This is a genomic window from Pseudomonas sp. 1121_17 (genome assembly GCF_052850745.1).
Window position 1 is genome coordinate 375,112 of record NZ_VXCX01000004.1, and the last position, 11,662, is coordinate 386,773.

General features: G+C 62.1%; 9 protein-coding genes. 5 read left to right on the forward strand and 4 right to left on the reverse strand.

The annotated features are described in order from the left end of the window. Positions 1 to 289 precede the first annotated feature (289 nt). The 3 genes from FW789_RS11850 to FW789_RS11860 all read left to right on the forward strand — a co-directional run bounded on the left by FW789_RS11850 (position 290) and on the right by FW789_RS11860 (position 5,239). A complete protein-coding gene (locus FW789_RS11850) occupies positions 290 to 1,663 on the forward strand; it encodes a TolC family outer membrane protein (RefSeq protein ID WP_103436580.1) in 1,374 nt (457 codons plus the stop codon). Positions 1,664 to 1,735: 72 nt separating this feature from the next. Then, positions 1,736 to 3,871 (forward strand): type I secretion system permease/ATPase, encoded by a 2,136-nt coding sequence (locus FW789_RS11855; RefSeq protein WP_207072749.1) that lies wholly within the window; start codon positions 1,736 to 1,738, stop codon positions 3,869 to 3,871. Between the two features lie 21 nt (positions 3,872 to 3,892). Beyond that, on the forward strand, positions 3,893 to 5,239 hold the full coding sequence (locus tag FW789_RS11860; protein WP_101317637.1) for an HlyD family type I secretion periplasmic adaptor subunit: 1,347 nt from the start codon (positions 3,893 to 3,895) through the stop codon (positions 5,237 to 5,239). A gap of 1 nt (position 5,240) precedes the next feature. Here the strand turns inward: FW789_RS11860 and FW789_RS11865 are convergent, their stop codons facing one another. The 3 genes from FW789_RS11865 to FW789_RS11875 form a co-directional block, all read right to left on the reverse strand. Beyond that, a complete protein-coding gene (locus tag FW789_RS11865; RefSeq protein ID WP_446431482.1) occupies positions 5,241 to 5,837 on the reverse strand; it encodes a tRNA-uridine aminocarboxypropyltransferase in 597 nt (198 codons plus the stop codon). A gap of 84 nt (positions 5,838 to 5,921) precedes the next feature. Continuing rightward, positions 5,922 to 7,487: a methyl-accepting chemotaxis protein gene (locus FW789_RS11870; protein WP_446431483.1), complete on the reverse strand. Its 1,566-nt coding sequence runs from the start codon at positions 7,485 to 7,487 to the stop codon at positions 5,922 to 5,924. Between the two features lie 136 nt (positions 7,488 to 7,623). After that, positions 7,624 to 8,517, reverse strand: a complete 894-nt coding sequence (locus FW789_RS11875; RefSeq protein WP_101317631.1) for a LysR family transcriptional regulator — start codon at positions 8,515 to 8,517, stop codon at positions 7,624 to 7,626. 234 nt (positions 8,518 to 8,751) lie between these two features. On the opposite strand from FW789_RS11875, the gene speB reads away from it, so the two are divergent. Both speB and FW789_RS11885 read left to right on the forward strand, forming a co-directional pair. Continuing rightward, on the forward strand, positions 8,752 to 9,702 hold the full coding sequence (speB, locus tag FW789_RS11880) for an agmatinase (RefSeq protein ID WP_101317629.1): 951 nt from the start codon (positions 8,752 to 8,754) through the stop codon (positions 9,700 to 9,702). 147 nt (positions 9,703 to 9,849) lie between these two features. Next, a complete protein-coding gene (locus FW789_RS11885) occupies positions 9,850 to 11,229 on the forward strand; it encodes a sodium:solute symporter (protein ID WP_446431484.1) in 1,380 nt (459 codons plus the stop codon). 63 nt (positions 11,230 to 11,292) lie between these two features. On the opposite strand, the gene FW789_RS11890 is transcribed toward FW789_RS11885, so the two are convergent. Beyond that, positions 11,293 to 11,421 carry a PA1414 family protein gene (locus FW789_RS11890; RefSeq protein ID WP_256585700.1) on the reverse strand — a complete coding sequence of 43 codons (129 nt, stop codon included), beginning with the start codon at positions 11,419 to 11,421 and terminating at the stop codon, positions 11,293 to 11,295. Positions 11,422 to 11,662: the final 241 nt, after the last annotated feature.

Genomic DNA, 11,662 nt, shown 5'->3' on the forward strand with positions numbered 1-11,662 from the left:
CGGCCCATTTTTTTACTGAGTTCTTAGCTGCAAAAGTTCTGGAACTTGTTGCAATGACCTAAAACCGCTGACTACAGCTTGATTTATAGGCCCGTTGAGTAGAACAATGTCGCGGATTCTTTAGACCGCATAAGTTTTTTTTCGCATAGACCTTATGAACAAATCTTCTTAGCTCGCGCGTTAAATGTTCTTAGCTCTGTTGTTACAAACTTGAAACGGTCTACCTCATAATAATCGTCATTTTTTTGGCGAACGCTGGACACTTTTAGAGACAATGGAGATGTACCCCATGCGCGTTCTTACCCCCATCACCAGTGCAATCCTGTTGGCCATGGCGAGTGCCAACATTCAGGCGATGTCGATCACCGAAGCCGTTCAGAACGCCGTGGATCATCACCCGCAAATCAGTTCCTATCGCAACAGCCGGTTGTCTGCCGACGAAGATGTGAAATTCGCCCGTGGCGGGTTCTACCCAAGCGTCGATCTGGTTGCAGGTTACGGTCGCCAACGCTCCGACAACCTCAACACCCGTGGTCTGAACGCTGACGGCACGCGCAACCACAACAAAGAAACCATGAACTACACCCAGTCCGAGCTGCGTCTGCGCCAGATGCTGTTCGACGGTTTCAACACTTCCAACGAAGTCGGCCGTACCGAAGCGGTTTCCAACTCGCGTGCCTACTACGCTCAGGCAATCGCCCAGGACGTCGCCCTGCGTACCATCGAGGTCTACCTCGAAGTGCTCAAGCGTCGCGAACTGGTGACCCTGGCCAAGAACAACATGCAAGCGCACCTGCGCGTCAACGACCAGATCGGCCTGCGTACCGAGCGCGGTGTCGGCAGCAGCGCTGACCTCGACCAGTCGCGCGCCCGTCGTGCCCTGGCTGAAAACAACCTGGACACCGCCGAAGTCGATCTGGCTGACGCCGAAGCCAACTTCTACAGCGTGGTCGGGCTGATGCCGGACGAGCTCGAAGCGCCTTCGACCATCAAGGTAGAAATGCCAAGCACGCTGGAAGATGCACGCCGCGGCATGCAGGAAAACAACCCGTACCTGCGTTCGGCTCAGGCCGATGTGAATGCCGCCGAGAAGCAGTACGAAGTCGCCAAGTCGACCTTCTACCCGCGTCTGGACGCCATCCTCGCCACCGGCGCCAACAACAACCTGGGCGGCGAGCGCGGCCACAGCAACAACGATTGGCAGGCAGGCGTCGAGCTGAACTACAACCTGTTCCGCGGCGGCAGCGACAAGGCTCGCCTGCAGTCGGACTCGCACAAGATCAACCAGGCTCTGGACATCCGCAACAACGCCCTGCGCGAACTCAACGAGAACCTGAGCCTGTCGTGGAACGCCATGAACAACGCGCGCAAGCAGACGCCCACCGCGCGCGAATACGCTGAAACCACCCAGCGCGTGCGTGCCGCCTATCAGGATCAGTTCGGTCTTGGTCAGCGTACCCTGCTCGACGTACTCGACAGTGAGAACGAGCTGTACAACGCCAACCGCCGTTACACCGAAGTGCGTTACACCGAGGAATACTCGATGTACCGCGTACTTTCGACCATGGGTGAATTGCTCAGCAAACAGCGTATTGCGCTGCCGGCAGAAGCCATCGCCAAGACTGAAGTACGCAGCGAAGCGAAGTTGCCCGAAATGCGTTAACCGATATCGAGCAACGTTTCGGATGTAGCCGTACACCCTCCATTGCGGCAGGAGTAGGCCATCGTGACCAGTATGCAAAATGCCCAGCCCCGGCTGGACGTTGACGATCCGTTGCTCGATGGCCTGTTGATTCTGTGCAAACTGCACGGCTACCCCGCCAGCCGTGCCAGCTTGTGCAGCGGCCTACCGTTGGCCAGCCAGCGGCTGGGGCCCGAGTTATTGCCCAGAGCCGCAGCCCGCGCAGGCCTGCAAGCGCGGATTCTCAAGCGTGAGCTGGGCGCAATTTCCACACTCAACCTTCCCGTGTTGCTGCTGCTCAAAGACGGCCGCTGTGCTGTTCTACAGCGCTTTGGCGAAGACGGCCGCGCGTTGATCCTGCCGTCCGAGGCCGAAGGCGGCGAGCAATGGGTCGAGCGCGAGGCGTTGGAACAGGCCTACGCCGGCCACGCCCTGTTTGCCCGCCCGCGGCACACTCTGGAAAACCTGCGCACCCCGCTGATGCCGAGGGTCGATGCCTGGTTTCGCGACACCTTGCGCCATTCCCGCTGGCTGTACAGCGATGCCTTGCTGGCCAGCCTACTGATCAACCTGCTGGGCCTGATGGTGCCGCTGTTCGTCATGCAGACCTACGACCGGGTGGTGCCCAACCAGGCAGTCTCGACTTTGTGGGTGCTGGTGGCCGGGCTGTTCATCGGCACCGCCTTTGAAATGGTTCTGCGCATGGTCCGCGCGCACCTGCTGGACCAGGCCGGCAAGAAGACCGACCTGATCCTTTCGGCAACCCTGTTCGAACGCATCACCGGCATGTCGATGAAGGCGCGCCCGGCCACCATCGGCGGCTTCGCCCAGAGCATTCACGACTTCCAGGGGCTGCGCGAGTTTCTCACGGCGGTGACCTTGACCAGCATCATCGACCTGCCGTTCGTGGCGTTGATGCTGGTGGTGGTTGGCCTGCTGGGCGGCTGGCTGGTGGTGATCCCGCTGATTGCCTTCCCGCTGGCGGTTGGTTTTGCCTTGATCATCCAGGTCCGCCTGCGCGACACCGTGGAAAAAAGCCTGAGCCTGGGAGCAGTGCGCCAGGCCCTGTTGATCGAAACTCTGGGTGGGCTGGAAACGCTCAAGGCCAACGGCGCTGAAAGTGAGCGCCAGTACCATTGGGAGCAGACCAACGGCGCGATTGCCCGGCTCGATGCGCACGCACGCAACCTGTCTTCGCTGGCCAGCAACGGTACGCTGTTCATCCAACAGTTCTGCGGCATGGCCACGATCGTTGCCGGGGTCTACAGCATCATCGCCGGCAACCTCAGTGTCGGCGCACTGGTGGCCACCTACATGCTCGGCAGCCGGGTACTGGCACCACTGGGCCAGATCGCGGGCCTGATCACCCGCTATCAGCAAGCGCAGCTGACCATGCGCAGCACCGATGCGCTGATGGCCTTGCCGCAAGAGCGCCAGGCCGAGCAACAGGCGCTGGAGCACACCAGCCTCAAGGGCGGCGTGGCCGTCAGCCATGTCAGCTTCCGCTACCCTGGCCAGACGGCTGCGGCGCTGAATGACGTCAACCTGACCCTGCAGCCCGGCGAGCGCATCGGTATCGTCGGCCGCAGCGGTTCGGGCAAAAGCACTTTGGGTCGGTTGCTGATGGGTTTCTATCATCCTGATGAAGGCCAGGTGTTGCTGGACAACCTCGACCTGCGCCAGCTGGACATCGCCGACCTGCGCAGCCAGATCGGCTACGTCGCCCACGACCTGCCGCTGCTGGCTGGCAGCCTGCGCGACAACCTCACCCTGGGTGCCCGCCACGTCAGCGATGCACGCATGCTCGAGGTGGCCGAACTGACCGGCGTGACCGAACTGGCGCGCCAGCATCCGCAGGGTTTCGACCGCCCGGTGGGTGAACGCGGCCAGCTGCTCTCGGGCGGCCAGCGCCAGGCCGTGCTGCTGGCCAGGGCGCTGCTGCTGGAGCCGCCGATCCTGATCCTCGACGAGCCCACCAGCCACATGGACAACAGCAGCGAAGAGCAACTGCGCCAGCGCCTGCTCGACTGGGTGCCGGGCAAGACCGTACTGCTGGTCACGCACCGGACCTCGATGCTGAGCCTGGTCGACCGCCTGCTGGTGCTGGACAACGGCAAGATCGTTGCCGACGGGCCGAAGGATGCAGTCATCGATGCGCTGCGCAAAGGGCGCATTGGCGCCGCGCTGTAGACGCTTTTGAGGAGTAGTCCGATGGCCTTCTTGCGCAGTTATTTCCAAGGTGCCGGCAACACTGCCGAGCGCGACTACATGCCCGAACTGGCCGGCGCCACGCTGCAGGACTCGCCGCGCCTATCGCGCCTGACGGTGTGGCTGGCAGCGGCGCTGCTGCTGGTTGCGCTGGCCTGGGCGAGCCTGGCGGTGCTCGATGAGGTGACTGTCGGTGAGGGCAAGGCGATCCCCTCGGGCAAGGTCCAGGTGGTACAGAACCTTGAAGGCGGCATCGTCACCGAGATTTTCGTGCGTGAGGGCCAGATGGTCGCCAAGGGCGCAACCCTGCTGCGCCTTGACGACACCCGCTTTCTGTCCAACAAGGGCGAAAGCGAGGTCGACCGCTACGCACTGACGGCGCAGGTCGAACGGCTCTCGGCGGAGGCTGAAGGGCGGCCGTTCACCGTACCGGACGAGATTCGCAGCAAGGCGCCACAGGTCGCCGAGGACGAACTGGCGCTGTATCAGTCACGGCAACGGCGGCTGACCAGCGAGAAGCAGACGCTCAACGAACAACTGCGGCAGAAGACCCAGGAACTGGCCGAGTTCCGCTCCAAGGTCGATCAGTACCGTTCGGCGTTGGGCTTGCTCCAGCAAGAACTGAACATGTCTTCGCCATTGGTAGGCACCGGAGCGATTTCGCCGGTGGAGATTTTGCGTTTGAAGCAGCGCACGGTCGAAGCCCGCGGTCAGCTCAACGCCACCAGCCTGGCCATTCCGCGGGCAGATGCGGCAGTGGCAGAAATCAAGAGCAAGATCCAGGAAGCCGATGCCACCTTCCGCTCGGAGGCGGCCAAGGAACTTAACGACAAGCGCACTGACCTGTCCAAGATCAGCGCCACCAGCATCGCCATCGACGACCGGGTCAAGCGCACCACGGTGGTGTCGCCGGTGCGTGGCATCATCAAGCAGCTCAAGGTCAACACCATCGGCGGCGTGGTCCAGCCGGGCAGCGACCTGGTCGAGATCGTGCCGATCGAAGACAACCTGCTGATCGAGGCCAAGGTGCGCCCGCAGGACGTCGCCTTCCTGCACCCGGGGCAGACCGCGATGGTCAAGTTCAGCGCCTATGACTACACCATCTATGGTGGGCTGAAGGCCAAGCTGGAGCTGATTGGCGCCGATACCGTGACCGATGACAAGGGCAACGCGTTCTACCTGATCCAGGTGCGCACCGACAAGAATCACCTGGGCGGCGACAACAAGCCGTTGCTGATCATTCCAGGGATGGTCGCCACGGTGGATATCATCACCGGGCAGAAAAGCGTGCTTGACTACTTGCTCAAACCGGTGCTCAAGGCCCGCACCGAGGCCATGCGCGAACGTTGATTCAGCAACCGTGGTTGCGCTCGAAGGTGTCGCGACCCATGGCGCGGATCTGGCCTTCGATCAAAGCGTCGAACGGGCGCAGCAGCGCATCGAAACACTGCGGCTGCTCCAGCGCGTTGAGCGCCTGCACCACGGCTTCGATAGTGGCCAGGGCACCCTCCGCCGGCGCCTTGCGCAGGCGATAGCGCGAGGTTGTTACCTGCGCCAGGGTCACCCGTGGCAGCGCTGCCAGCAGCGGATTCAGGTACAACAGCTTGCGCGCCTTGCGCCAGGTGCCATCCGGCACGATCAATAGCAGCGGCTGCTCATCAGGTGACGCATACGCGGTCAGTGCCTGCGCCTCGTCACCGGGAAACAACAGCACCGGCCGATAACCCGGCGTTGCCAGCAACTCCGGCAGCTGGGCAAACACTTCCCCCACCCACAGCTGTGCATTGTCCAGGCCGAGCGCGGCCAGGCGAGCAGTATTCAGCGCATGCGCGGTTTCACTGGGGTGCTGCAACAGGACGACCCGGGTACGGCTGTCGAGGCAGGGGATCAGCGGGCATAAGCAATGGTCTTGCGCGCGCTTGCAGCGTTCGCAGCGGGGTCTGGACATCGGGTTCTCCTGGAGGGCGCCAGTGTGCCATAGCCACTCGAGAAGAACATACAGCGCCCACGTCCATGTGGGTTCGGGAGGTGGTCAGCGGTTGAAACGTTCGGCCAGGCTGTGCAGGTACTCGGCCATCTGCTCCAGGTCCTGGCTGATCTCGGCGCCCTGCCTGGCCTGTCCGGCACTCTCGTCGCACAGGTGGGATATGCGCGTGATCTGCTGGTTGATGTCTTCGGCGACGTGGCTTTGCTGTTCCGAAGCAGTCGCCATCTGCTGGCTCATGCCGGTAATGCGACTGACCGCCTGGGCAATGCCGCTCAGCGCCTCACGCACCGCTTCGACACTATGCACGCTGTCGCGGGAGATCTGTTCACCGCGGCTGGCCGACGACACTGCACGCTCGGCACCCGCACGCAGGCTGCTGATGATCTGGTGAATCTCGTCGGTCGAGGTGCGCGTGCGCTGGGCCAGTGAACGCACCTCGTCGGCGACCACGGCAAAGCCACGGCCCTGCTCGCCCGCGCGGGCTGCTTCGATCGCGGCGTTGAGCGCCAGCAGGTTGGTCTGTTCGGCAATCGAGGTGATCACATCGACCACGCTACCAATCGACTGGGTCTGCTGAGCCAAGGCGTGCACGGCCTGGCCGATGTCGTTGACCGCCTCACTCATGCTGCCCATCGCCTGCAGGCTTTGCTGGGCTAACTGACTGCCGTGCTGGGCCAATTGGTCGGCGTCACCGGCAGCCAGGGCGGTGCTCTGTACGTTGTGCGAGACCTCCTGGATTGTCGCAGCCATCTGGGCAATGGCCGTGGCCGATTGCTCGGTTTCGCTGCGCTGGCGGTCAAGCATCTGCGCCTGGGCATCGGACAACCCAGCAGACTGCGCTGCGCGTGCCTTGACCCCGACACCTGCATCGACCAGGCGGGTCAGCGCCGTTTGCAAGCGCGCCTCTTCGCTGATGATAGCCAGGTCCAGCTGGCCATGCAGGCCGCGGTTATCGCTGTAGGTCAGGGCCACCAACGGGTCGGTGAAGGCTTTCGGGTGTTCGTCCAGGGTGCGCTGCAGAGCGCGAGCGTGCAGGCGGTTCAGCGCATAGCCGGCGCCCAGCAGGCTGGCCAGCAGCACGCCTATCGCAGCCTGCGGCGCGAGCCAGAGATAGCCTGCAGTAGACAGCGCAGCAGCAGCCAGTATTGGCCAGCTCTGGCCAAGCCCGTGCAGCACACGCGTCGACCACGACACTGCGCGCTGGCCACTGCGCAGGCGCGCGTACAGCCGTTCAGCACGGCTGACCTGTTCACGGCTGGGCACCGAGCGGACCGACTCATAACCACTGATGCGGCCGTTTTCGTACACCGCCGTGACATACGCGCTGACCCAATAGAAGTCGCCGTTCTTGGCGCGGTTCTTGACTACGCCCATCCACGGTTTGCCCTGTTTGATGGTGTCCCACATCAGCGCAAATATCGGCGCCGGCATATCTGGATGGCGCACCAGGTTGTGGGTTTGTCCGACCAGTTCATCGTAGGTAAAACCGCTGATGGCCACGAATGCGTCGTTGCAATAGGTAATGCGGCTATTGAGGTCGGTAGTGGAAATAAGCCGCTGTTCGTTGGGGAAGGTTCTTTCATGCTCGGTAACGGGCAAGTTCAGGCGCATCAAGGCAATCCTTGCGTGTGCAAACGATGGAAATTCATCAGGGGCCAATCAATATTTAGCAGAGCGAAAGCCTGTCAGCAGGCACTTTTGTAGGAAATTTACCGTTCCTGACGGAGTGCATTCATCCAGGCGTTTATCAGCTTACGTTCAGCTGACTTTTGAGCAGATCACGGAAGGTCTGAATCAATGGTTCGCGGCTACGGCCGCGACGGATGATCAGGGAAAACGGGGCTTGGTAACCAAATGTGGCGGGCGATAATACGCGCAAATCGCCCTTGTCGACCCACGCCTGTGCATAGTGCTCGGGCAAATAACCGATATAGGCGCCGGATAGAATCAGGATCAGCTGCGCCTCCATGCTTTCCACCGTTGCCGCGCTGTGCTTGAAGCCGTGCCGGGCCAGCTCGGCCTGGCTCCAGTAGCCTCGGCCAACCATGCGCTGCTGGGTGATGACGGGCTCCGGAATCCGCCGCTCGGCAAACAACGAATGGCGGTTGCTGCAGTAGAGCCAGTGTTGCTCGCGGTACAGCGGCTGATAGACCAGGCCGCTCATGCGCGAAGAAAATGCACCGATGGCCAGGTCCAGGCGGTTGTCCTGTACCCCCAGCTGCAGCTCGTATGGACTGGACACCGACAAGTGCAGGTGCACGGCCGGATGCTCCTGACTGTAGGCGCCAATCGCCTCGGCCAGCGGCAGGGCGCGATCGCCTACGGTCGAGTCGAGCACGCCCAGGTTGAGGGTGCCGCGCAATTCACCTTTGAGTGCCGCAGCGTACTGTTCAAAACCATCCAGCTCAGCCAGCAGGCGCAGCGTCTCCTGGTGGAACAGCTCGCCCTTGCTGGTCAGGCTGAAGCCACCGCGGCCACGGTGGCAGAGCACGATGCCTAACCCCGCCTCCAGCTGGCTCATGTAGGTGCTGATGGCCGACGTCGACAGGTTCAGCTCACGTTGGGCATTTGCAAAGCCTTGGTGGCGCACCACGCTGACGAAGATCCGCAGCAGTTTCGGGTCGGGCAGTGACGAGGCCATGGTGTTGATCGGTCCGCAGTGGCAGTGGGCAAGTGGCAATGGGCGGAGTCTACCTTGGCGGCGGCCCTTAGTTCAGAAATTCCTGAACTAAGTATTTGTCGGTAGCGATTCTTCTCGGCTACTAGCTTGCGCAGACTGCCCGCAATGACCTGCTCGCCGCCCGCTGCGCTCAGCTGCAGCAGGCTGGCCAAGGTTTGAACAACCATAACAATCGACCGACTGAAGAGGCCCACTGTGGACAAGACTCTGCACCAACCACTGGGCGGCAACGAAATGCCGCGTTTCGGCGGCATCGCCACCATGCTCCGCTTGCCCCACCTGCAAAGCCCTGAAGGCCTGGACGCCGCGTTTGTCGGCGTCCCGCTGGACATCGGCACCTCGCTGCGCTCCGGCACCCGCTTCGGCCCGCGCCAGATCCGCGCCGAATCGGTCATGATCCGCCCCTACAACATGGCCACCGGCGCCGCGCCCTTCGACTCGCTGTCGGTTGCCGATATCGGCGATGTGGCGATCAACACCTTCAATCTGCTGGATGCCGTGCGCATCATCGAAGAAGCCTACGACACCATCGTCGAGCACAACGTAATCCCGCTGACCTTGGGTGGTGACCACACCATCACCCTGCCGATTCTGCGCGCGCTGCACAAAAAACACGGCAAGATCGGCCTGGTGCACATCGATGCCCACGCCGACGTCAACGACCATATGTTCGGCGAGAAGATCGCCCACGGCACCACCTTTCGCCGCGCCGTCGAAGAAGGCCTGCTCGATTGCGACCGGGTCGTGCAAATTGGTCTGCGCGCCCAGGGCTACACGGCCGATGACTTCAACTGGAGCCGCCGGCAGGGCTTTCGCGTAGTGCAGGCCGAAGAGTGCTGGCACAAGTCGCTGGAGCCGTTGATGGCTGAAGTGCGTGAGAAGGTCGCGGGTGGCCCGGTATATCTGTCCTTCGACATCGATGGCATCGACCCGGCCTGGGCGCCCGGTACCGGCACCCCGGAAATTGGCGGCCTGACCACCATTCAGGCCATCGAAATCATCCGCGGCTGTCAGGGCCTGGACCTGATCGGCTGTGACCTGGTCGAGGTCTCGCCACCTTACGACACCACCGGCAACACCTCGCTGCTGGGTGCCAACCTGCTGTTTGAAATGCTCTGCGTACTGCCGGGAGTAGCGCGCCGCTAGTGATGTAATCAGCGCGCTCGATTGGAGGCGCGCTGCTGGTTGAATGGGCCCGTTCCAGGCCCGCCCGCACTTGCTGACACCTCCGGGCACCGTGAGGCTGCCCGGGCACTTGATCTCGCCATAATAATGATAATCGGGAGACCCCCAATGGCCTTGGACCTCATCGTTGTATTGATCTATGCCGCCGGCATGCTCGCCTTGGGCTGGTACGGCATGCGCCGCGCCAAAACTCAGGAGGACTACCTGGTGGCCGGGCGCAACCTCGGCCCGACCTTGTACATGGGCACCATGGCCACCACCGTACTCGGCGGCGCATCGACCGTCGGCACCGTGCGCCTGGGCTATGTACACGGCATCTCCGGCTTCTGGCTGTGCGCCGCACTGGGTCTGGGCATCATTGCGCTGAACCTGTTCCTGGCCAAACCGCTGCTGCGCCTGCGCATCTACACCGTGACCCAGGTGCTGGAGCGGCGTTACAACCCGATGGCCCGCCAGGCCAGCGCGCTGATCATGCTGGCCTATGCCCTGATGATCGGGGTGACCTCAACCCTGGCCATGGGCACCGTGCTGCAAGTGCTGCTCGACCTGCCGTTCTGGCTGTCAGTGGTGCTCGGCGGCGGCGTGGTGGTGATCTACTCGACCATTGGTGGCATGTGGTCGCTGACCCTGACCGACATCGTACAGTTCGTGATCAAGACCGTGGGCCTGATGTTCATCCTGCTGCCGGTGTGCCTGTACAAGGTCGGCGGTTGGGATCAACTGGTGGCGCAACTGCCGGCGTCCAGCTTCAACTGGACCACTATCGGCTGGGACACCATCCTCACCTACTTCCTGATTTACTTCTTCGGCATCCTGATCGGCCAGGATATCTGGCAGCGGGTGTTCACCGCGCGGGATGAAAAAGTCTGCCAGCGCGCCGGTACCACTGCCGGTGTCTACTGCGTGTTGTACGGCCTGGCCTGTGCCCTGATCGGTATGGCGGCGCATGTGCTGCTGCCGGACCTGGCCAACCCCAACAACGCCTTCGCCGCCATGATCAAGACCACCCTGCCTGACGGCATTCGCGGCCTGCTGATGGCTGCCGCGTTGGCGGCGATGATGTCGACTGCGAGTGCAGGCCTGCTGGCGGCCTCGACCACGGTCACCGAAGACCTGCTGCCCAAGCTGCGCGGCGGCAAACAATCAAGCCTGGCCACCAGCCGCCTGTTCACTCTACTCACTGGCCTGGTGGTGTTGGCCATCGCCCTGGCAGTGAATGATGTAATCAGCGCCCTGACCCTGGCCTACAACCTGTTGGTGGGCGGCATGCTGATCCCGCTGATGGGCGCGATTTTCTGGAAGCGCGCAACTACCGCAGGAGCCATCGCCAGCATGTCGCTGGGCTTTGCTACCGCGATGTTGTTCATGGTCAAGGATGGCCTGGATGCCAATACGCCGATCTACTACAGCCTGGCGGTTGGCCTGGTGAGCTTTGTGCTGGTCAGCCTGCTGTCGCGGCGGCCGGTGGCTAGCGCAAATCTGGCCTGATTTGACTGCACTGCGCTGAAAGACAAAGGCCGCTGCATATTCAAATGCGGCGGCCTTTTCGTTTCAACGGCGACGAGGCTGGCGTTTGCGCTGCTCTTCGTCGGTGGGGATCGGCACCGGTTGCAGCGGTGGCGGTATCAGACCCAAGGCGACAGCCAGGTCATGGAGCCAGTTGAACAGTGGTGTTTTCATAGTGCCCCCTTCACGGGTCAGCCTCACGGCAAATCGATCATTCGATGTTTCATACAGATCATAGTCCTATGTCCTGCATTACGCATGCGTCTGATCCTATACATAAGGCCGATTTTGACAGGGATCAAGCAGCGGCGGGCTGTTCCGACCGCCGGTCAACTGTTTCTCCCTGTTGCAAGCGGCACATGGTGAGGTCCACCCCCTCATTCCTAACCGCGGAAAGCTCCACCCGCCTGGCTTT